Genomic DNA, 22,497 nt, shown 5'->3' with positions numbered 1-22,497 from the left:
GCCTGCACTGAGCTCGGAGCGGGTCGGATGCCGCGACCGGTCGCCCGCGGATGCCTCGAGCGGATGCCGCGCCTCGGCCCCGGCTCGTCGCGGGCGACGCATCTCAGGGCTGGCACTGAGGCGCGGCATCCGAGGTCCTCGTAGCGTTGACCTCGATCGAACGGCGCGGACCGCAGGGGGGAACTGTCACCGCGGCGACGATCGTGAGCCGGCCGGCGGCGCGACCCGAAATCGCGCCGCAGGCCGGCTCCCCCTTTTCCCGGGTTGTCCCGCGCAGGGCGCCCACGGCCGCGTAGGGCAGACTCGTACGGGTGACCCAGCCCCTGCTCGACCGCGTGCCGCGACCGTACGACGCCGATGCCATGTACGACGCGTTCGTCGGGTGGGCCGAGGACCGCGGGCTCCCGCTCTATCCGGCGCAGGACGAGGCCGTCATCGAGATCGTCTCGGGAGCGAACGTCATCCTCTCGACGCCCACGGGCACCGGCAAGTCGCTCGTCGCGGTCGCCGCGCACGCCGCCTGCGTCGCCGACGGCGGTCGCACGTACTACACGGCGCCGATCAAGGCGCTCGTGAGCGAGAAGTTCTTCCAGCTCGCCGAGATCTTCGGGGCCGCGAACGTCGGCATGGTCACGGGCGACAGCTCCGTGAACCCCGATGCCCCGATCATCTGCTGCACGGCCGAGATCCTCGCGAACCTCGCGCTCCGCCACGGCGCCGACGCCGAGGTGGACCAGGTCGTCATGGACGAGTTCCACTACTACGGCGATCCCGACCGCGGGTGGGCGTGGCAGGTGCCGCTGCTGCTCCTGCCGCGGGCGCAGTTCGTCCTGATGTCCGCCACGCTCGGCGACGTCACCGCCATCGCGGAGGACCTCGAGCGCCGCACCGGTCGGCCCACGGCCCGCGTCACGGGCGTGGAGCGCCCGGTCCCCCTGCACTACTCGTACGCCAAGACGCCCGTGCAGGAGACGGTCGAGGAGTTGCTCGAGACCCGGCAGGCGCCGGTCTACATCGTGCACTTCTCGCAGGCGGCCGCCATGGAGCGGGCGCAGGCGCTGTCCTCGATCCGGGTCGTGACGCGCGAGCAGCGCGACGAGATCGCCGAGGCGATCGGCGGGTTCCGGTTCACGACCGCGTTCGGCAAGACCCTCTCGCGCCTCGTTCGCTCGGGCATCGGCGTGCACCACGCCGGCATGCTGCCGCGGTACCGCCGCCTCGTCGAGACGCTCGCGCAGCGCGGCCTGCTTCGCGTGATCTGCGGCACCGACACCCTCGGCGTGGGCATCAACGTTCCCATCCGGTCGGTGCTCATCACGGCGCTCGCGAAGTTCGACGGTCAGAAGATGCGGCAGCTGAGCGCCCGAGAGTTCCACCAGATCGCCGGCCGGGCGGGGCGCGCCGGGTACGACACCGCCGGCACCGTGGTCGTGCTCGCACCCGAGCACGAGATCGAGAACGAGGTCTCGGTGCGCAAGGCGGGCGACGACGCGAAGAAGCTCAAGCGCATCGTGCGCAAGAAGGCCCCCGCCGGCCAGATCACGTGGGGCGAGGGCTCGTTCGACCGTCTCGTGGCCGCCGAGCCCGAGCCGCTCACCCCCCAGCTGAAGCTCACGGCGGCGATGCTCATCAACGTCATCGGTCGCGGCGGCGACGTCGTCGGCGGCATCCGCTCGCTCGTCTTCGACAACCACGAGCCGAGGCCGCGCCGGTTCGAGCTCGCCCGCCGCGCCCTCGAGATCCTGCGCACGCTCGCCGACGCCGGCGTCGTGGAGCTCACCGCCGACCGGCGCGCCGGCGGACTCGGCGTGCGCATCGCGCTCACCGTCGACCTGCAGCCGAACTTCGCCCTGAACCAGCCGCTGTCGCCGTTCGCGCTCGCCGCGATCGACCTGCTCGACCCCGAGGCGGATGCCGGCACGGGCATCGGGACCGGCCACTACGCCCTCGACGTGGTCAGCATCATCGAGTCGACGCTCGACGACCCGCGGCCGATCCTCTCGCAGCAGCAGTTCAAGGCGCGCGGTGAGGCGGTGGCGGCGATGAAGCAGGAGGGCATCGAGTACGACCAGCGCATGGAACTGCTCGAGCAGGTCACCTGGCCGAAGCCCCTCGACGAGCTGCTCGCCCAGGCGTTCGAGACCTTCGCGTCGAGCCAGCCGTGGGTTCGCGACTTCGAGCTCTCGCCCAAGTCGGTCGTGCGCGACATGTTCGAGCGCAGCATGTCCTTCGGCGAATATGTCTCGTTCTACCAGCTGGCCCGCAGCGAGGGGCTCGTGCTGCGCTACCTCTCAGACGCGTTCCGGGCGATGCGCCAGACCGTGCCGAACGACGCGAAGACCGAGGAGGTGCTCGACCTCATCGAGTGGCTCGGCGAGCTCGTGCGCCAGGTCGACTCGAGCCTCGTCGACGAGTGGAACGAGATGGTCGACCCGACCGCGCACCTGCCTGAGGACGAGGCCGCCGTCGTCCCGCCCGCGCCGCCGAGCGTCGTGTCGAACCGCCGCGCGTTCACCGTGCTCGTGCGCAACGAGCTCTTCCGCCGAGTGCAGCTGGCCGCGCTCGACCACGACGACGAGCTCCAGCTGCTCGACCCGGGCGAGCTCTGGCCCGACGCGCTGAACCGCTACTACGCCGAGCACGACGAGATCCTCACGGGCGCGGCGGCGCGCTCGCCGCGACTCGTGACCATCGACGTGACGGATGCCGCGAGCGGCATCTGGCGCGTCGAGCAGACCATCGACGACCCGGCGGGCGACCACGACTGGCGGATCCGCGCGGAGGTCGACCTCGAGGCGTCCGCCGAGGAGGGCACGGCGATCGTGCACGTGACCGAGGTCGTCCGTCTCTAGCCCGCGGATGTCGCGGCTGCCGCTCAGGCGACGGCGAGCATGGCCGCCGCGGCCAGGGCGAGCACCAGCCCGGCCCACTGCACGGGGGCGATGCGCTCGCGCAGCACGAGCGCGGCGAGCAGGATCGTGCCGGCCGGGTACATCGCCGCCAGCACGGCCGCGATCGACAGGTCGCCCGCGCGGATGCCGAGGAGCAGCAGCACGTTCGCGGTCGCGTCGACCACGCCGCAGGCGATGGCCAGTCGGATGCCGCCGGCGAGGGTCTGCCGGTCTCGCCGCGGCATCCGCTCGGCTTCGGGCGCACCGCCCGTCGGGACGCCCGCGACGGCCCGACCCCGTGCGCGCACGGCGGCGAGCACGCCGACCACGCCGAGGGCGGTGAACATGACCACGGCGCCGACGCCGCGGTTCACCACGAGCGGGACCATGCCGCTCTCGTCGGAGGTCTGGTCGATCGCGATGTAGAAGCCGCCGATGGCGGCTCCCGAGCCGACGGCCATGAGGACGCCGCGGAGCGAGGGCCGCACGGCGCCGCGCTCCGGGACGAACCCGACGAGCAGCACCGCGACCAGTGCCAGGCCGAGGCCCCAGTATCCGACCGCGCCGAAGCGCTCGCCGGCGAACACCAGTCCCCAGACGACCGGCACGATCGCCGAGGCGACCGCGGTCGTGGGGGAGAGGATGCTCATCGGCCCGATGGCGAGGCACGCGTAGAGCAGTCCGATGCCGATGCATCCGATCACGCCCGAGATCGCGCCCCAGAGCACGTCGTCGGCGGTCCACTCCCCGCCGAGCAGGGGCAGCGCGACGACCCCCAGCAGCACGAAGCCCGCCAGGCCGGCGACCGCCGTTGCGAGGAGGGCGCTCACGCGCTTGGCCGCGAGCCCGCCGAGGAAGTCCGCGGCGCCGAACACAAGCGCGCCCGTGAGCGAGAAGACGGCGGTCAGCACGAGGTCCCATCGTAGTGAGCGGGTGGCGCGGGCACGCTCGCCAGTGCACGATCCCCCTGCAGCGGGGAACGCAAGCCCCGGCCCAAATCTGCTCATGTGAGCAGGCGGATTCGGCCGTCGTGCTCGCCTGCGCGGCATCCGTGAACGGCATGTGAAATCAGGGCCCTCATTCGCCGGAACCTCTTGGCAGACGCCGAGCCGAAACATAGGCTGACGCGCGAAGTGGCCTCCGGTCGGGGGCATGTTCGCCTCGTGCAACCCGAGCGCGAACGTCACGAGCGAACGACACAGGAGAGCGTCATGCAGGGTGGTCGTACCGTCCAACGCCTGTCCGCCGTAGCGGCCACAGCCGCCGGGGCATTGATCGTCGGAATGCTGGGGGCGCCACCCGCGCTCGCCGCGACCGACGGCTCGGGCGTGGTGATCAACGAGGTGTACGCGCGCGGCGGCAGCGCCAACCAGCCGTACCTCAACAAGTTCGTCGAGCTCTACAACCCGACGAACGAGGCCGTCTCGCTCGCGGGCTGGTCGCTGCAGTACCGCTCGGCCGGGAGCACGGGCCCGTCGACCGGCGTCGTCGAGCTCAGCAAGTCCATCCCGGCGAAGGGGTACTTCCTCGTCGGGCTGAACAGCAACGGCACCACGGGCGCCGCGCTGCCCACGCCCGACGTCTCCAAGGACGTGGCCCCGAGCGGCACCGCCGGCTCGCTGTTCCTCGCGAACGTCGCGACGGCCTTCAACCCCGGCACCGGTTCCATCGTGAACGCCGCCAACGTGGTCGACTACGTCGGCTACGGCACCTCCTCGAACTTCGAGGGCGCGGTGGCCGCCTACACCGGCAGCAACTCGACCCCCGGCAGCATCTCCCGCACGGGCGGCGTCGACACCGACGTCAACTCGGCGGACTTCAGCTTCAGCGCGACCCCCACGCCGCAGAACTCCGGCGCGGTCGTCGACCCCGAGCCCGACCCCGACCCCGTCAGCGCGACGATCGCCGAGGTCCAGGGCGCCACCGGCACCAGCCCGCTGGTCGATCAGCTCGTGACCGTCGAGGGCGTCATCACCGCCGACTACCGCACTGGCGGCTACAACGGCGTGACCATCCAGACCGCCGGCGCCGACACCACGCCCGGCGTCTCCGACGGCGTCTTCGTCTTCGGCATGCCCGCGGTCGGGGCGGTCGGCGACCTCGTCCGGGTCACCGGCTCCGTCAGCGAGTACTTCGGCCTCACCGAGATCACGACGGACGCCGAGGGCGTCGAGGTCGTGACCGCGGCCGCCGGCCTCCCCGAGGCCCAGCCGCTGCCCGACACGCTCGTCGGTGACGCGCGCGAGGCGCTCGAGAGCATGCTCGTCGCTCCGACCGGCTCCTACCTGCTCTCGAGCACGCACGAGGTCTACAACTACGGATCGCTCTGGCTCGCGGCCGGGGACTCGCTGCCCGTGAAGAGCACCGAGACCCTCGACGCCGGCGCCGAGGCGAACGCCCTCGCCGTCGCCAACCGCGGCCGCCTGCTCGTGCTCGACGACGGCTGGAACAGCGCCGTCACCTCCGACGCCCACCCCGAGGACCAGCCGTACCTCACGGAGGAGCAGGTCGTCCGCAACGGCGACCGCGTGATCCTGCCCGCGACGCCGTTCGTCCTGAGCTACGGCTTCAACGCGTGGCGCCTGCAGCCGACCGCGCCGATCGACAGCGCGAGCCCGGCGTCGGTCAAGCCCACGTTCGAGATCCTGAACCCCCGCCCCGAGACCCCGCCCGCCGTCGGCGGCGACATCCAGGTCGGCGTGTTCAACGTGCTCAACTACTTCACGACGCTCTCGAGCGAGAACGCCAATGCGCGCGGCGCCGCGACGGCCGAGGAGTTCGCCCTCCAGGAGAAGAAGATCGTCGCCGCGATCACGGCACTCGATGCCGAGGTCGTGGCACTGCAGGAGATCGAGAACTCGTTCAAGCTCGGCGAGACGCGCGACGAGGCCACGGCCACGCTCGTCGCCGCGCTCAACGAGGCCGCGGGCTCCGAGGTCTGGGACTACGTCCGCACGCCGTCCGAGCTGACGGCCGCGACCACCGACTTCATCCAGAGCGCGATCATCTACCGGACCGCCGCCGTCACGCCGAAGGGCGAGGCGCAGACGGTGCTCGACGAGAGCGTCTGGGGCAATGCCCGCGAGCCCATCGGCCAGGCCTTCGAACTGCCGAACGGCAATGACTTCTCGGTCATCGCCAACCACTTCAAGTCCAAGAGCGGTTCCGGCACGCAGCCGGCCGACGGCCAGGGCTTCTTCAACGCCGACCGCGTCGCCCAGGCGAACTCGCTCCTGACGCTGGCCGACACGTTCGCCGACGAGGTGGGCGAGGTGCTCCTGCTCGGGGACTTCAACTCGTACGCCGAGGAGGACCCGATCCAGGTCCTGACGGATGCCGGCTACACCGACCTGGTGCCCGAGCTGACCGACGGGCAGTACACCTACACGTTCGACGGCGAGCTCGGCTCGCTCGACCACTCGCTCGGCAACGCCGCGGCGGTGCAGGGCGTCACGGGCGTGGGCACCTGGGCGATCAACTCGCCCGAGTGGAGCGATCGCCAGTACGACAACGGCGCTCCCGACGAGGGATCCGTCTTCCGGTCCAGCGACCACGATCCGACCGTCATCGGCCTCGACACCGATGAGCTCACCGACGTCGTCGACATCAGCGTGATGACGATCAACGACTTCCACGGGCGCATCGAGCAGGCCGCACCGGCAGCCGGCGCCGCGGTCCTCGCGGGAGCGGCGGCCGCCGTCCGCGCCGAGAACCCGAACACGGTGTTCGCCGCGGCGGGCGACCTCATCGGCGCCTCGACGTTCACCTCGTTCATCCAGCAGGACTCGCCGACCATCGAGGCGCTGAACCTCGCGGGCCTCGACGTGAGCGCGGCCGGCAACCACGAGTTCGACGCGGGCTGGGCCGATCTTCGCGATCGCGTGCAGGCCGAGGCCGACTTCGAGTACATCAGCTCGAATGTGTTCCTCAAGGGCACCGATGAGACGGCGCTCGCGCCGTACTACACCGACACCTTCGAGGGCGTCACGGTCGGCTTCATCGGAGCCGTCACCGAGGAGCTCCCGTCGCTCGTCAGCCCGACCGGCATCGCCGAGCTCGACGTGCGTCCGATCGTCGCCTCGGTGAACGCGCAGGCCGAGAACCTCACCGACGGCAATCCCGACAACGGCGAGGCCGACGTGCTCATCCTGCTCGTGCACGAGGGCGCGGCCACGGCCGATGCGGCCAGCGTGACCGACGGATCGGTGTTCGGCCAGATCGTCGCGGGTGTCTCGCCCGAGGTGAACGCGATCGTCTCGGCGCACACGCACCTCCCCTACAACCACGTCGTCGACGGCCGCCCGGTCGTCTCGGCCGGCCAGTACGGCGAGCAGTTCGGCCTCATGAAGATCGAGGTCGACGGCAAGACGAAGGAACTCGTCTCGATCACGAACGAGCTGAAGCCGCTCATGTCGCCCGCCACGACCAACCCGCCGGTGCCGGCGAAGGCGCTCTACCCGGCCGACCCCGCCGTCGCGGCGCTCGTCGCCAAGGCCAAGGCCGAGGCCGACGTGCTCGGCGCGGTGAAGGTCGGCGAGATCACCGCCGACTTCAACCGCGGCCAGATGCCGGGCAAGGATGCAGCGGGCAATCCGGTGCTCGTCGAGGCGCGCGGCGCCGAGTCGACCGTCGGCAACTTCGTCGCCGACGTCCAGCTCTGGGCCGCCCAGCAGGACGGTGCCGCCGACATCGCGTTCATGAACCCGGGCGGCATGCGGACCGACCTGAAGTTCGCGAGCACCGGTGCCGGAGATCCCGACGGCAACCTCACCTACCGTGAAGCGGCCAACGTGCAGCCGTTCGCGAACACGCTGTTCACGCTGACGCTCAAGGGCAGCCAGGTGAAGCAGGTGCTCGAGGAGCAGTGGCAGCCGGCCGGGGCGTCCCGTCCGTTCCTGAAGCTCGGCACGAACGCCGGACTGGAGGTCGTCTACGACCCGACCGCGCCGGCCGGATCGCACGTGACGCACGTGACGCTCGACGGGGTCGAGCTCGACCCCGATGCCGAGTACCGCGTCGTGGCCAACTCGTTCCTCGCGGGCGGCGGCGACAACTTCGCCACCCTGGCCAAGGGCACGAACCGGGCGGACACGGGCAAGGTCGACCTGCAGGCGATGGTCGACTGGTTCAAGGCCAACCAGGTCGCGAGCCCCGACACCGCCCAGCGGTCCGTGGGCCTCGTGCTCCCGGCCCCCGCCGACGGCGTCGCCTACGTGCCCGGTGAGACGCTGCAGCTCGCGATCAGCTCGCTCGACTTCAGCACCAACGAGGTCGCCGCGGGCGAGGTCACGGTCTCCATCGGCGACACCGTGCTCGGCACGGCTCCCGTCGACCGCACCTCGGTGCCGACCACGGATGAGGGCGGCCGGGCCTCGCTCGCCGTGACCATCCCCGAGGGTGTCGAGGGCGCCACCGCCCTGACGATCTCGGTCGCCTCGACGGGCACCAGCGTCGACGTCCCGATCACGGTCGCCGACGTGACCGAGCCCCCGGCTCCGGTCGCGACGGTCACGATCGGTGCGCCCAACTCGCTGCTCGTTCGCGCGGGAAGTTCCGTGACGTACAAGGCGCAGGTGATCGCGCTCGACGGCTCGAAGCCCATCGGCACCGTCTCGGTGTTCGACGGCTCGAAGCTCGTCGGGACCGTCGAGTTGACGGCGGAGACGAAGAACGGCCGCGTGAGCATCACGGTGCCGAAGCTGTCGCGCGGCATCCACCTGCTGCGGGCCGAGTTCGACGGCGCCGAGCCGTACACGGACTCGCGGATGTTCCAGATCCCAGTCCTGGCCTGGTGAGTCGACGGAGGGCGGTGGGCCTCGTGCCCGCCGCCCTTCGGCGTGCCTGCCGCTCGTCTAGGCTGGTGCGCATGACCTCGAGGTGGGCCCGCGTCGCACGCGGTGGCGTGATCGCCGCCTTCGCGACGTTCGTCGCCGCCCTCTCGCACACCCTCGGCGGCGGATCCGCGCCCGGGGCGCTGGCCGTCGGCCTGTCGTTCGCCTTCTCGGCGCTCCTCTGCATCGCCGTCGTGGGCGCCCGCCTGTCGGCGGTGCGCACCGTGATCGCCGTCGGCGTCACGCAGTTCGCGCTGCACGCGTTGTACTCCGTGCAGGGTGCCTCGGCCGCGCCCGCCGTGCGCGGCGCCGGGCACCACCACCTCATCGAACTGCCGCCCGTCGCGGCATCCGCGGCCCCGTTCGCCTACGACGCGTCGATGTTCGCGACCCACCTCGCGGCCGTCGTCGTCACGGTGGTCGCGATCCGGCGTGGCGATGCCGCGCTGCACGCCGCCCTGCGCGCGATGGTGCTCGCCGTGGGCGCCGTCATCCGCGGGGCTCCGGTGCTCGACGTCGAGGCGCCCGCGCGGCTCATGCCCTCGCGTTCGTCGTCGCGGTTCGCCGAGCCGCGCGCCCTTGCGGGCCTGCTCCACCTCTCCACGATGCGGCACCGTGGGCCGCCGCAGGTCGTCGCCGTCGTCTGAGGTCCTCGTGACCCCGCCTGCAGCACGCGCTCGCAACCTGCACGGACGACGGCTCCGAATCACCTGCAACGCGCACGCCGGCCGATCGGTCGTCGACGCACCCCACGAAGAGGATTCCGCTGTCATGAACTTCCGCACCCCCCGCGTACGCACCCTCGCGATGACGACCACCGCCCTCGTCGGCGGAGCCGTCCTCGCCCTCGCCGCCCCGTTGGCCGCGAGCGCCCACGTCACCGTCACGCCGAGCGACACCGCCGCCGGCAGTTACAGCGTCCTGACCTTCGCGTTCGGACACGGCTGCGAGGCGTCGCCCACGACGCAGCTCACCTTCGAGATGCCCGAGGAGATCGAGAGCGTCTCGCCGACGCTGAACCCGAACTGGACCATCGAGAAGGTGGCCGAGGGCGATCGCACGAGCCAGGTCGTCTACACCGCGGTCACGCCGGTCGCCGACGGCTACCGCGACACGATCGCGCTCCAGGTCCACCTGCCGGAGGATGCCGCGGGCACGACGCTCGAGTTCCCCGTGCTCCAGACCTGCGAGACCGGCGAGACCAATTGGAACGAGCCCACGGTCGAGGGTGAGGCCGAGCCCGAGCACCCGGCGCCGGCCATCACCGTGACCGAGGACGCGGCAGACGGCCACGGACACGGCGCCTCGACCGAGGACGCCGATGCCGCCAAGGACGAGCACGGGGCTGCGGAAGCCGCGACGGACTCGAGCGACACCGTCGCACGAGTCCTCGGCATCGGCGGTCTCGCGGTCGGCGTCGTGGGCATCGTGCTCGCGCTCGCCGCGCGTCGCCCCCGCAAGGACGCGTGATGCGCGCGCAGCGCCCTGCGCGGAGCGGGGCATCCGGACGCCGCGTCCGCGGCATCCTCGGCGCCGCGGCGGTGGTCGCGGCATCCGCCCTGCTCGTCTCCGTGCCGGCGATATCGGCGTCGGCGCACAACTCGGTCATCTCGACGACGCCCGCCGAGGGAGAGGTCGTGACCCAGCAGCCAGGTCAGGTCTCGCTCGTGACGAACGACGACCTGCTCGACCTCGGCACGGGCGCCGCGATGCTCGTGCGCGGCCCCGACGGGCTGTACTACGGCGACGGATGCGCCGTGATCGACGGCGCCTCCGCGGCGGCGGCCGTCGATCTCGGCGAACCGGGCACGTACACGGTGACCTGGCAGGTCGTCTCGACCGACGGCCACCCGATCTCGGGGGAGTGGGCCTTCGACTGGCAGCCCGCCGACGGGGTGGCCCTCGGCACCGGCACGGACGCGCCCGCCTGCGGCGGCGACGCGGCGCCCGCCACGGAACCCGACGGCGGCACGGCCGGCGACGCGGGCGACGAGGGCGGGGCCGAGACCGATGCCGCCGCCTCCGTCCCGACGGACCTGCTCTGGCTCGGCGGCGGCGTGCTCGTCGCCGTCGCGGCCGGAGTCGTCACGTGGCTGGCGGTGCGTCGCCGGGCCTGAGGATGATCCGGCTCACCTGTCGGGAGCGCTCGTTACACTCGACGGGTGAGCCGGAATCCCGAACCCTTCGACGCCTACGACGACGTCCCCTGGGATCCCGACGAGTTCGCCCCGCCGCCCGATGACGCCTGGGCGCCTCCCGCCGACGACGGGTGGCAGCCGCCGCCCGCCGTCGCCCCGACGAGTGGCGGGCCCGCCGGCGGCGCCCGAGCCGCACGCGGCTTCACGGGCCCGGCCGGCGTCGCGCCGGCCAGGTTCGACTCCGCAGCCGAGGCGTTGCACACGGTCTTCGGGTACGACGCCTTCCGCGGCGAGCAGGCCGAGATCATCGCCCAGGTCGCCGGCGGCGGCGACGCGGTGGTGCTCATGCCCACCGGCGGCGGCAAGAGCCTCTGCTACCAGATCCCGTCCCTCCTCCGCGAGGGCACGGGGGTGGTGGTCTCGCCGCTCATCGCGCTCATGCACGACCAGGTCGACGCGCTCGTGCGCAACGGCGTGCGCGCGGCCTACCTCAACTCGAGCCAGCAGGCGTTCGAGCGTGCGGAGGTCGAGCGGGCCTACCTCGCCGGTGAGCTCGACCTGCTCTACATCGCACCCGAGCGACTGAACTCCGAGGCGTCCAAGCGCTTCCTCGCCAAGGGGCGCATCGCCCTGTTCGCGATCGACGAGGCGCACTGCGTGGCCCAGTGGGGGCACGACTTCCGCCCCGACTACCTCGCGCTCTCCGAGCTCGCCGACCTGTGGCCCGACGTGCCCCGCATTGCCCTCACCGCGACCGCGACCGAGGCCACCCACCGCGAGATCACGAGCCGGCTCTCGCTCGAGGGTGCGCGGCACTTCGTCTCGAGCTTCGATCGCCCCAACATCCAGTACCGCATCGCACCCAAGGTCGAGGTGCGCAAGCAGCTCCTCGACTTCGTGCGCACCGAGGGCGTCGACGCCGAGGGCACGCCCGTCGCGGGCATCGTCTACGCCCTCTCGCGTGCGAGCACCGAGAAGCTCGCGACGTTCCTCTCGCAGAACGGCGTGAACGCGCTGCCGTACCACGCCGGCCTCGACGCGGCGGTGCGCCGTCGCACCCAGGAACGCTTCCTCCGCGAAGACGGGGTCGTCGTGGTCGCGACGATCGCGTTCGGCATGGGCATCGATAAGCCCGACGTGCGCTTCGTCGCCCACGTCGACCTTCCGAAGTCGGTCGAGGGCTACTACCAGGAGACCGGTCGAGCGGGTCGAGACGGACTCCCGGCCACGGCGTGGCTCGCCTACGGCCTGCAGGACGTCGTGCAGCAGCGCCGCATGATCGACGAGAGCCCCGGCGACCTCGCGCACCGTCGCCGCCTGGCCTCGCACCTCGATGCCATGCTCGCCCTGTGCGAGACCGTCGAGTGCCGGCGGCAGAACCTGCTCGCCTACTTCGGCCAGCCGAGCGAGGCCTGCGGCAACTGCGACACCTGCCTCGAACCGCCGACCGCGCTCGACGGCACCGTGCCGGCGCAGAAGCTCATGTCGACGATCGTGCGCCTCGAGCGCGAACGGCGGCAGCGCTTCGGAGCCGGCCACCTCATCGACATCCTGCGCGGCAAGCAGACGCCGCGGGTCACCCAGTACGGGCACGACACGATCTCGACCTGGGGCATCGGCGCCGACCTCTCCGAGCAGCAGTGGCGCGGGGTCACCCGGCAGCTGCTCGCCCAGGGCCTGCTCGCCACGCACGGCGAGTACGGCACCATCTCGGTGACGGAGGCCTCGGCCGACGTGCTCGCGGGCCGGCGCAAGGTCATGCTGCGTGCCGAGCCCGAACGGCCCACCACGCGGCGCACGGCCAAGGCCGCGGCGGTCACGGCCGACCTGAGCCCGGCCGACGTCGAGCTCTTCGAGGCGCTCCGAGCCTGGCGTGCGGCCGAGGCGCGCGAGCAGGGCGTTCCCGCCTACATCGTGTTCGGCGATGCGACCCTCAGGGCGGTCGCCACCGAGCGACCAGACTCGGTCGCCTCGCTCGACGGCATCTCGGGCATCGGCGCGAAGAAGCGCGAGGCCTACGGCGAGGCGCTCATCCGCGTCGTGACGGCGGGCTGACCTCCGCGCAGCCCATCGGCCTGCGTGGGGATGCCGCGGACGAATCGTCCGCGGCATCCCCCACTCCGGGCGTGCCGCTCGCTACGATCGTCCTGCGGGGGCCGTCCGTCGTTCCCGGTTGAGCTCGGAGGTCGTCATGGCACAACACACCGCTCGTCCGGCCGGCGTCACGATCGTCGCCGTCATCGCGTGGCTCTCGGGGGCGGTCGACATCGTGGTCGGCACGATCATGCTCCTGCAAGCCAGTGGCATCGCGATCGCGCCCGAGCTCGGCGGCGCCGGCACCGTGTACACGGCCGCGATCGTCTCGATCATCCTCGGCGTCATCACGGTGATCGTGGCGGCGGGCCTGCTCTCGGGCAACATGGCGGCGCGCCTGATCGTCACCGTGGTGCAGGTGCTGTCCATCATCTCCTCGCTGTTCATCGCCGTGGCGAACATGGGCAACCCGATCGGCGAGTGGCTCAGCATCCTGGTCTCGCTCATCGTGGTCCTGCTGCTCTGGACGAAGGCGGCGAGCCAGTTCTTCCGGGCGTGACTCCCTCGCGATCCGCGGCGGACAGCCACACCGGTGGTGTGAAGATCACAACGCGGTGGCGGCGGATTTGTAGCATCACCACAGTCGCCTGAGAGTCGTTGCGCGGCCTGTTTGTAGGCGCCGGATGCAGCGCTTCCGTCGTCGCGGGGCCCGACTTACGTTGGAATAAGCTGATCCGCTCCACACGAAGGACGAGACCGACGATGGTTGACACGGCATCCCGCACCACGAAGACCGACGCGAAGACCGAAACGACGGCCCGCGCCACGGTCCCCGCGCGGCCCGCACGCGATGCGGCCGACGCACCGATCCAGGCTCCTCCGGCGCCCGCCCGTCCGACGGCGCCGCGCATCGACGTGGAGTCGCTCGGGCGGCAGCTGCTCGGAACCTGGGCGGACATCCGCCTCGAGGCGCGCACGCGCGCCGCGCACCCCGACCTGCAGCGCATCGAGGGGCAGTCCAAGGAGGAGCACCGCGAGCGCGTGCTCGGGCAGCTGAAGATCCTCGTCGACCAGGGCGCCGTGCATCGGGCGTTCCCGAAGGCCCTCGGCGGACAGGACGACCACGGCGGCAACATCGCGGCCTTCGAGGAGCTCGTCGTCGCCGACCCGAGCCTGCAGATCAAGTCCGGCGTTCAGTGGGGCCTCTTCGGCTCCGCGGTGCTGCACCTCGGCACCGAGTACCACCACGAGACCTTCCTGCCCGACATCATGTCGCTGAAGGTGCCCGGCGCGTTCGCCATGACCGAGACCGGCCACGGCTCCGACGTCGCCTCCATCGGCACGACGGCCACGTTCGACGAGAAGAAGCAGCAGTTCGTCATCGAGACGCCGTTCCGCGGTGCGTGGAAGGACTACCTCGGCAATGCGGCCGTGCACGGCACCGCGGCGGTCGTGTTCGCGCAGCTCATCACCAAGGGCGTGAACCACGGCGTGCACGCGTTCTACGTGCCGCTCCGCAACGCCAAGGGCGCCTTCCTGAAGGGCATCGGCGGTGAGGACGACGGCCTGAAGGGCGGCCTGAACGGCATCGACAACGGCCGGCTGCACTTCACGAACGTGCGCGTGCCGCGGGAGAACCTGCTGAACCGCTACGGCTCCGTGGCCGAGGACGGCACGTACTCCAGCCCGATCGCGAGCCCCGGTCGGCGCTTCTTCACCATGCTCGGCACGCTCGTGCAGGGCCGCGTCTCCCTCGACGGCGCGGCGACCGCGGCATCCGCCATGGCCCTCGCGATCGCCGTGACCTACGGCAACCAGCGTCGCCAGTTCAACGCCGCGAGCGAGACCGACGAAGAGGTGCTGCTCGACTACCAGCGTCACCAGCGCCGTCTGCTGCCCAAGCTCGCGACGACGTATGCGCAGGTCTTCGCGCACGACGAGTTCCTCGTGAAGTTCGACGCCGTCTTCTCGGGTGCCGCCGACACCGACGACGACCGCCAGGACCTCGAGACCATCGCCGCCTCGCTGAAGCCGCTGTCGACGTGGCACGCGCTCGAGACCCTGCAGGAGGCGCGAGAGGCCTGCGGCGGTTCGGGCTTCCTCGCGGAGAACCGGCTCGTCGGCCTCCGGCATGACCTCGACGTCTACGTGACCTTCGAGGGCGACAACAACGTGCTGCTGCAGCTCGTCGCCAAGCGGCTGCTCACCGACTACTCGAAGCAGTTCGCGAAGGCGGATGTCGGGGCCATGGCCCGCTACGTCGTCTCCCAGACCGCGGAGCGCGCGTACCACGGCACCGGCCTTCGCCGCCTCGGCCAGAACATCGCCGACCTCGGCTCGACGGCCCGATCCGTCGCGGAACTCCGCGACACCGACACGCAGCGCTCGATGCTGACCGACCGCGTCGAGACGATGGTGGCCGAGATCGCCGGGCGCCTTCGCGAGGCCCGCAAGCTCTCGAAGGTCGAGGGTGCGGCGCTGTTCAACCGCAACCAGAACGAGCTCATCGAGGCTGCGCGTGCGCATGCCGAGCTCCTGCAGTGGGAGGCGTTCACGCGCGGCCTCGACAAGGTCGCCGATCCCGAGACCAAGCAGGTGCTGACCTGGGTCCGCGACCTCTTCGGCCTCGGCCTCATCGAGCAGCACGCCGCCTGGTACCTGATCAACGGCCGCCTCTCGCCGAAGCGGGCGCAGTCGGTCACGGCGTACATCGACCGGCTCATCGAGCGCCTGCGTCCGCACGCGCAGGACCTCGTCGACGCGTTCGGCTACGGCCCCGAACACCTGCGCGCGAAGATCGCCTCGGGCGCCGAGCAGGAGCGCCAGGACGAGGCACGCGCCTACTACGCGGCCAAGCGCGCCGACGGCACGCTGCCCACCGTGGAGAAGAGCCCGAAGCGCTAGTCGCCCGACGACACGAAGGCCGGGTCCCGAACGGGGCCCGGCCTTCGTCATGCGCACCGCCTGTCGGTGTCGTCCGGCTAGCGCCGGAGGTGCCGGTAGGCCGTCGCCGTGAGCGGCAGGAACACGAGGGTGATCACGAGCGGCCAGGCGGATGCCGCGAGCACGGCGTTCTCGGCCATCCATCCGCTCGTGACGCCGGTGGGGTTTCCGAACAGCTCGCGCGCCGCGGTCGCCGTGGCGGACACCGGGTTCCACGTGGTGATGACCCCGAGCCAGCCGGGCATCGTCTCGGCCGAGACGAAGACCGTGGAGAGGAATCCGACCGGCCAGACGAGCACCTGCACGGCCGTGGTCGCACCCGTGCCGCGGAAGCTCAGGCCGAGGAAGATGCCGAGCCAGAGCAGCGCGAACCGCAGCCAGAGCAGCAGCGCGATGCCGAGCGCGATCTCGGCGGGGCCGGTGGTCGGCCGCCAGCCGATCAGGAGACCGCCGACCATGAGCACGGCGAGGCTCAGCGCGGAGTTCGCGAGGTCGGCGAGGGCACGACCGAGCGCGACGGAGGCGCTGGAGATGGGCAGCGACCTGAAGCGATCGGTGATGCCGCGCTTCGCGTCCTCGGCCATGGCGGTCATCGTGCCCTCGAGCCCGAAGAGCATCGTCAGCGCGAACATGCCCGGGAGCAGGAACGCGATGTAGTCGCCGCCCCCCGGCACCTCGATGGCGCCGCCGAAGAGGAAGCCGAACAGCAGGATCAGCATGATGTTGAACGCGAGGCCGAAGACGAGGCCCCACGGCTCGCGTACCCAGTGCAGGAGATCGCGTCCGGCGATGAGCCAGCCCTCGCGCAGGGCGTTCGACCGCCTGTCGCGCAGGCCGGCGGGGGCGGTGATGGAGCTGGGAGTGGTGGTCATCGTGCCTCCAGGTCGGATGCTGCGGGGTCGGCGACGCCCGCCGGTCCGGCGGGCAGTGCGGGCTCGGCTCGGCGCTCGGCCGGCTCGGTCGGTCCGGTCGGTCCGGTCGGTCCGGTCGGTCCGGTCGGTTCGATCGGTTCGACCGGGGAGGGCGCGCCGGTCAGGTGCAGGAACACCTCGTCGAGCGTCGGCCGACGCAGCGAGAGGTCCTCGACGAGGAGCCCGTCGGCGTCGAGTGCGCGCACGATCGGTGCGAGCGCGGCCGACCCGTCGACGACCTCGACCGTGACGCTGAGCGCATCGCGATCGACGGATGCCTCCGAGTCGACGGCGGCGGCCACGACGGCGGCAGCCCGATCGAGGTCGCCGACCGCGAATCGCCCGGTGATCCGGTCGCCGCCGAGTCGTCGCTTGAGGTCGGTCGGTGTGCCCTCGGCGATGACGCGGCCGTGGTCCATCACGCTCACGCGGTCGGCGAGCTGGTCGGCCTCGTCGAGCAGCTGGGTCGTGAGGAGCACGGTGGTCCCGAGTGCGGCGACCTCGCGCACGGCCTGCCAGACGGTCGCGCGGCCCCGCGGGTCGAGTCCGGTCGTGGGCTCGTCGAGGAAGAGGATCGCCGGGGTGAGCACGAGGCTCGACGCGATGTCGAGCCGTCGACGCATCCCGCCGGAGAATCCGGAGACCGCGCGGCTCGCGGCATCCGTCAGCGCGAAGGACTCGAGCAGCTGGTCGGCTCGTGTCCGCGCACGCGGCTTCGAGAGGCCGCTGAGCCGCGCGAACAGCATGAGGTTCTGCCGCGCGGTGAGGGCCTCGTCGACCGCATGGAACTGGCCGACGAGCCCGATGCGCTCGCGCACCGCGGCAGGATCGCGGCGGACGTCGATGCCGTCGATCGCGGCGGTGCCCTCGTCGAGGTCGGTGAGGGTGGTGAGGCAGCGCACGGCGGTGGTCTTGCCGGCGCCGTTGGGGCCGAGGAGGCCGTGAACGGTGCCCGCGGCGACCCGCAGGTCGAACCCGTCGAGGGCCGTGCTCTTGCCGAAGCGCTTGCGAAGCCCGACAGCCTCGAGGGCGGGATGGGATGGAACCGGTCGAGACATCGTTCCCTTTCATCGTATGGTGTACGGCGTTGCGAGCGTTAACCGTACACCATACGGAGAATGTATGCTGGCCTGCATGTCGACCCAGTCCACCGGGCGAGGCGAGCCCGATCGCACCCTCCGCCTGCTCTGGCGCGATCGGCTCGGCGACCCGGTGGGCTCACGCGGCCCGAAGCAGCGCCTGAACGTCGACTCGGTCGTCGACGCGGCGATCGAACTCGCCGATGACGAGGGCGTCGAGGCGCTCTCGATGCGGCGCATCGCCGAGCGGCTCGGTCTGAAGACCATGTCGGTCTACACCTACGTGCCGGGCAAGGCCGAGCTCATCGACCTGATGGTCGACCGGGTCGCGGGCGAGCAGGCGCTGCCCGAACTCGAGGGCTCGCTCCGCGAGCGGCTCGCGCAGATCGCCCACCTCGCCTGGAACGAATACCTGCGGCATCCGTGGCTGCTCTCGATCGACACGAGCCGGCCGCCGCTCGGCCCGAACGTCTCGGATCGCTGGGAGTGGAGCCTCCGTGCGATCGACGGCCTTGGCCTCAGCGACCTCGACATGGACCAGGTCGTCACGCTCATCACGGGCTACGTCAGCGGGCCCGCCCGCGCCTACCTCGACGCCGAGCGGCTGCACCGCGCCGTCGCCGAGACCGACGAGCAGTGGTGGGAGCGCAATGCGCCGATCCTCGAGGAGATCATGGACTCGTCGCGCTACCCGATCTCGGGTCGGGTCGGCACCGCGGCCGGTGAGGAGTACGGCTCCGCCTCGGACCCCGAACGCAGCTTCCGATTCGGGCTCGAGCGCGTGATCGACGGCATCGAGGTCTACGTGCGGGAGCGCACTACTCCGTCGGCGGCTTCATGATGGCGCCGGTCGCGAGGCCCATGACCACGCCGGCTCCGAGCCAGAGCCAGAAGCCCGTGAACAGGCTGATGACCACGCCCACGACGATGCCCATCACGAGACCGATGATGAGCTGCTTGCGGCGTGCGGGCGTGAGGGAATTGGCCATGCCGCAAGCCTACGTCGGCGAAACGGAGCCGCCGGCACCCCGCCGGCTCAGATGAGCCCGAGCTCGCGGACCGCGTCGCGCTCCTCCGCCAGTTCGCCGACGGATGCCGCGATGCGATGCTCCGCGAAGGCGCTGAGGTCCAGGCCCTGGACGATGCGCCATTCGCCCTCGACGGACTCGACGGGGAACGAGGAGACGAGCCCCTCGGGGACGCCGTAGGACCCGTCGGAGACGACCGCCGCGCTCGTCCAGCCGTGCTGCGTGCCCTGCACCCAGTCGCGCATGTGGTCGATCGCCGCGCTCGCCGCCGAGGCGACGGACGAGGAGCCGCGCACCTCGATGATCTCGGCGCCGCGCTTGGCCACCCGCGGGATGAAGCTGTCGACGAGCCACTCGCGGGCGGCGTCGGCTCCGCCGAGGCGGGCGGAGAGCAGGTTCGGCACCGACTCGCCGTCGATGGTCGCGTGCGAGACATCCGGGAACTGCGTCGCGGAGTGGTTGCCCCAGATCGTGACGTCCCGGAGCGAGCCGACCGTCGAGCCGAGGGTCGCGGCGAGCTGCCCGAGGGCGCGATTGTGGTCGAGCCTCGTGAGCGCCGTGAATCGGCCGGCCGGGACGTCGGGGGCGTGGGATGCGGCGATGAGGGCGTTGGTGTTGGCGGGGTTGCCGACGACCACGACGCGGACGTCGTCGGCCGCGCCGGCGTTGATCGCCGCGCCCTGCGGTCCGAAGATGCCGCCGTTGGCCGCGAGCAGGTCGCCGCGTTCCATGCCGGCCGTTCGCGGACGGGCGCCGACGAGGAGCGCGAGGTTCGCGCCCGAGAAGGCCTTCGTCGCGTCGTCGTAGACCTCGACCTGGCGAAGCAGCGGGAAGGCGGCATCCTGCAGCTCGAGCGCGGCGCCCTCTGCTGCGCGCAGGCCCTGCGGGATCTCGAGGAGGTTCAGGCGAACCGGCACGTCGGGGCCGAGGATCGCGCCCGACGCGATGCGGAAGAGCAGGGCGTAGCCGATCTGTCCGCCCGCGCCCGTGATGGTGATGGTGACCGGTCTCGCACTCATGCACCGAGCCTACGCCGCGCCGCGCCTCCGCGACCGGCTGCCGAGCGGCCGCTGCCGCCGCTGCCGCTGCCGCCGCTGGTACATCGCCGGTCGCCCGCGGCGCGGCACCTGCGGGCCCGGCCGCCGCGTGGGTAACGTTGGGTCATGAGAGACCTGTATCCGGAGATCGAGCCGCTCGAGACGGGCATGCTCGACGTGGGGGACGGACAGCACATCTACTGGGAGATCTCGGGCAACCGGGAGGGCAAGCCGGTGGTCTTCCTGCACGGCGGACCTGGCGGCGGGACCAGCCCCGCGCACCGTCGGCTCTTCGATCCCGCGCTCTACCGGATCGTGCTCTTCGACCAGCGCGGCTGCGGCCTCTCGATCCCGCACGCGAGCGAACCGGACGCCGACCTCTCAGCGAACACGACCTGGCACCTCGTCGCCGACATGGAACGACTCCGGGAGCACCTCGGCGTCGATCGCTGGCAGGTGTTCGGCGGCTCCTGGGGGAGCGCCCTGGCCCTGGCCTACGCCGAGACGCATCCGGAGCGCGTGACCGAACTCGTGCTGCGGGGCATCTTCACGTTGCGCCGACAGGAGCTCGACTGGTTCTACGAGGGCGGCGCCTCGGCGATCTTCCCGGACCTGTGGGAGGACTTCCTGGCGCCCGTGCCGGTGCTCGAGCGCACGCATCTCATCGAGGCGTACGGCCGCCTGTTGAGCGACCCGAACCCCGAGGTCCATCAGTCGGCGGCCATCGCCTGGTCGCGCTGGGAGGGCACCACGATTACGCTGCTGCCGCAGATCGAGACGATCGCGAAGTTCGTCTCACCCGAGTACGCGACCGCGTTCGCGCGCATCGAGAACCACTACTTCCGGCACGGCGGATGGTGGGACGAGGGCCAGCTCATCCGTGACGCGCACCGCCTCGCCGGGATCCCGACGGTCATCGTGCAGGGCCGCTACGACATGTGCACGCCCGTGATGACCGCCTGGGACCTGCACCGCGCACTGCCGGAGGCCGAGCTCCGGATCATCAGCGACGCGGGCCACGCGTTCGACGAGCCGGGCATCCTCGACGCGCTCATCGAGGCCACCGATCGATTCGCGGGTCCGCGGTACTCGGTGGACGACGTCGACGACGTCGACGAGGCTGACGACGAGGCTGACGAAGACGACGATGTCGGCGCGGACGATGAGGCCGAGGCCGAGGCCACGGCTGCCGGCCCGCGGGGCGAGGATGCCGCGGACGACGTCGACGACGAAGCGGATCCACGCGGCGTCCACGACTCCTGAACGAGGGGGCGCCGCTGCGGGGCCGGGTGTGGAAGCATGTCAGCATTCGGCCCAGCGGCCGGGACGAGGAGGTGGCGAAGTGCCCGTCGACGTCAGGTCCTCAGGCCGGCAGCGTCGGTCCGCGTGAACACCCGGATCTCGCGTGCGGCGCGGCGGGTGCAGCGCATCGTCGTGCGAGCGATCCTCGCGGCGGCGCCGAAGCGTCAGCACCTCGTCGTGAACGGCTACCCGGTCGATGAGGGAAACGCCATCGAGATCCTGCGCGCGGCCGCCCAGCGCTACCCCGGCAGGATCGACTGGCTCGTGCCGGAGGTCGACGAGGCTCGCGCCGTGCTGGCCGCGTCCGGTGCCGACCCGGACGGACGGGTCGAGATCGTGCGGCATCGGTCCTTCGGCGGGCTGTGGCGATTCGCCACGGCCGAGGTGTCGATGTTCACGCACGGACTCTTCGGGAACCCGCGCACGGTCAAGCGGAAGACGATGGTCAACCTCTGGCACGGTGGCGGGTTCAAGGGCCACATCATGAGCGACGAGCGGGGCCGGCCGACGATCTGGTCCGATTACCTCGTGGCGAGCACCCGCAAGTTCGGGCTCGCCCGCGCGCGCGAGTGCCGACTCCCCGAGGGCGGCCTCCTCTTCACCGGCAACCCGCGGATCGACCAGTTCAGCCGCTCCGCGACGGCCCCGCTCGGACGCCTCGGCATCGACCCGACCACCCCGTTCGTGCTGTGGATGCCCACCTTCCGCAACAACAAGGGACGCGGGCTCACGGCATCGTGGTCGGATGTCGCGGACGGAGGACCGATCGACGTCAATGCGGTCATGGCGGGCTGCGTCGCCCTCCTCGAGCGGGAGTACGGCCTCCCGGTGGTCGTGAAGCCGCACCCGCAGGACGCCGAGAGCCGGGCGATCGCCGGGGCGATCGTCGTGACGAACGAGGATCTCAGGGCGGCGGGGGTGCAGCTCTACGAACTCATCGGCGCGGCCGCCGGCCTCCTCACCGACTACTCGAGCGTGTGGATCGACTACCTCGTACTCGACCGCCCGATCGCGTTCGTCGTGCCCGACGAAGCGGGGTACGCCGCAGGGAGGGGATTCGACCCGCCGGACGCGCTCGAGTGGCTGCCGGGCCCGAAGCTCCTCGACGAGGCGGACGTCCGGTCGTTCGCGGAGGACGTCCGGTCCGGAGGCGTCGCCTCGAGGCCGCGTCGTCGCGAGGTCGCGGCTGAGGTCGGCCACGTGACCGGGCCGGCCGTCGCTCACCGCATCTTCGACGAGCTGCAGGCGCGCGGCGTGTTCGCCGAGCCGATCCTGGCGCGGGCGGTGTCGGAGGCCTGACGCA

General features: G+C 71.4%; 15 protein-coding genes and 1 pseudogene. 11 read left to right on the top strand and 5 right to left on the bottom strand.

All coding sequences use genetic code 11. The annotated features are described in order from the left end of the window. Nucleotides 1-311: 311 nt before the first annotated feature. Nucleotides 312-2,852, top strand: a complete 2,541-nt coding sequence (locus GQQ95_RS10080; RefSeq protein ID WP_425482567.1) for a DEAD/DEAH box helicase — start codon at nt 312-314, stop codon at nt 2,850-2,852. A 23-nt stretch (nt 2,853-2,875) separates the two neighbouring features. Here the strand turns inward: GQQ95_RS10080 and GQQ95_RS10075 are convergent, their stop codons facing one another. Continuing rightward, nucleotides 2,876-3,802, bottom strand: coding sequence for an EamA family transporter (locus GQQ95_RS10075; protein WP_246205369.1), 927 nt, complete (start codon nt 3,800-3,802; stop codon nt 2,876-2,878). 372 nt (nt 3,803-4,174) lie between these two features. On the opposite strand from GQQ95_RS10075, the gene GQQ95_RS10070 reads away from it, so the two are divergent. The 7 genes from GQQ95_RS10070 to GQQ95_RS10040 all read left to right on the top strand — a co-directional run bounded on the left by GQQ95_RS10070 (nt 4,175) and on the right by GQQ95_RS10040 (nt 15,798). Next, nucleotides 4,175-8,686: an ExeM/NucH family extracellular endonuclease gene (locus tag GQQ95_RS10070; RefSeq protein WP_246205368.1), complete on the top strand. Its 4,512-nt coding sequence runs from the start codon at nt 4,175-4,177 to the stop codon at nt 8,684-8,686. A gap of 71 nt (nt 8,687-8,757) precedes the next feature. Beyond that, complete coding sequence (locus tag GQQ95_RS10065; RefSeq protein WP_157427539.1) at nt 8,758-9,369, top strand: hypothetical protein; 612 nt, start codon at nt 8,758-8,760, stop codon at nt 9,367-9,369. Nucleotides 9,370-9,493: 124 nt separating this feature from the next. Beyond that, the gene (locus GQQ95_RS10060) at nt 9,494-10,192 is read left to right on the top strand and encodes a YcnI family copper-binding membrane protein (protein ID WP_157427538.1); all 699 of its coding nucleotides are present in this window, start codon (nt 9,494-9,496) and stop codon (nt 10,190-10,192) included. Next, a complete protein-coding gene (locus GQQ95_RS10055) occupies nt 10,192-10,839 on the top strand; it encodes a copper resistance CopC family protein (protein WP_157427537.1) in 648 nt (215 codons plus the stop codon). The genes GQQ95_RS10060 and GQQ95_RS10055 overlap by 1 nt, the downstream gene beginning before the upstream one ends. A 45-nt stretch (nt 10,840-10,884) precedes the next feature. Then, on the top strand, nt 10,885-12,915 hold the full coding sequence (gene recQ, locus GQQ95_RS10050) for a DNA helicase RecQ (RefSeq protein ID WP_157427536.1): 2,031 nt from the start codon (nt 10,885-10,887) through the stop codon (nt 12,913-12,915). 136 nt (nt 12,916-13,051) lie between these two features. Further along, the gene (locus tag GQQ95_RS10045) at nt 13,052-13,453 is read left to right on the top strand and encodes a DUF7144 family membrane protein (protein WP_157427535.1); all 402 of its coding nucleotides are present in this window, start codon (nt 13,052-13,054) and stop codon (nt 13,451-13,453) included. Between the two features lie 203 nt (nt 13,454-13,656). Next, the gene (locus GQQ95_RS10040) at nt 13,657-15,798 is read left to right on the top strand and encodes an acyl-CoA dehydrogenase family protein (RefSeq protein WP_157427534.1); all 2,142 of its coding nucleotides are present in this window, start codon (nt 13,657-13,659) and stop codon (nt 15,796-15,798) included. 77 nt (nt 15,799-15,875) lie between these two features. Here GQQ95_RS10040 and GQQ95_RS10035 read toward each other — a convergent pair whose 3' ends face one another. Beyond that, a complete protein-coding gene (locus GQQ95_RS10035; protein WP_157427533.1) occupies nt 15,876-16,709 on the bottom strand; it encodes an ABC transporter permease in 834 nt (277 codons plus the stop codon). Beyond that, nucleotides 16,706-17,806, bottom strand: coding sequence for an ATP-binding cassette domain-containing protein (locus GQQ95_RS10030; protein ID WP_157427532.1), 1,101 nt, complete (start codon nt 17,804-17,806; stop codon nt 16,706-16,708). The genes GQQ95_RS10035 and GQQ95_RS10030 overlap by 4 nt, the downstream gene beginning before the upstream one ends. A 76-nt stretch (nt 17,807-17,882) precedes the next feature. Here GQQ95_RS10030 and GQQ95_RS10025 point away from each other — a divergent pair, with 76 nt between their 5' ends. Continuing rightward, nucleotides 17,883-18,668, top strand: a complete 786-nt coding sequence (locus tag GQQ95_RS10025) for a TetR/AcrR family transcriptional regulator (RefSeq protein ID WP_157427531.1) — start codon at nt 17,883-17,885, stop codon at nt 18,666-18,668. Here the strand turns inward: GQQ95_RS10025 and GQQ95_RS10020 are convergent. After that, entirely contained in the window at nt 18,646-18,816 is a 171-nt protein-coding gene (locus tag GQQ95_RS10020; RefSeq protein WP_157427530.1) for an HPP family protein, read from the bottom strand. The genes GQQ95_RS10025 and GQQ95_RS10020 overlap by 23 nt on opposite strands. A 47-nt stretch (nt 18,817-18,863) precedes the next feature. Continuing rightward, nucleotides 18,864-19,874: a malate dehydrogenase gene (locus GQQ95_RS10015; RefSeq protein ID WP_157427529.1), complete on the bottom strand. Its 1,011-nt coding sequence runs from the start codon at nt 19,872-19,874 to the stop codon at nt 18,864-18,866. 144 nt (nt 19,875-20,018) lie between these two features. Here GQQ95_RS10015 and pip point away from each other — a divergent pair. Together pip and GQQ95_RS10005 are read left to right on the top strand one after the other, a co-directional pair. Then, nucleotides 20,019-20,969, top strand: a pseudogene (gene pip, locus GQQ95_RS10010) (prolyl aminopeptidase); the annotation flags it as partial. A 309-nt stretch (nt 20,970-21,278) separates the two neighbouring features. After that, a complete protein-coding gene (locus GQQ95_RS10005; RefSeq protein WP_170297036.1) occupies nt 21,279-22,493 on the top strand; it encodes a CDP-glycerol glycerophosphotransferase family protein in 1,215 nt (404 codons plus the stop codon). Nucleotides 22,494-22,497 lie beyond the last annotated feature (4 nt).

The sequence above is a fragment of the Agromyces salentinus genome (genome assembly GCF_009749395.1).
Taxonomy (GTDB): Bacteria; Actinomycetota; Actinomycetes; order Actinomycetales; family Microbacteriaceae; genus Agromyces; species Agromyces salentinus.
This window is presented reverse-complemented; position numbering and strand designations above follow the sequence as displayed.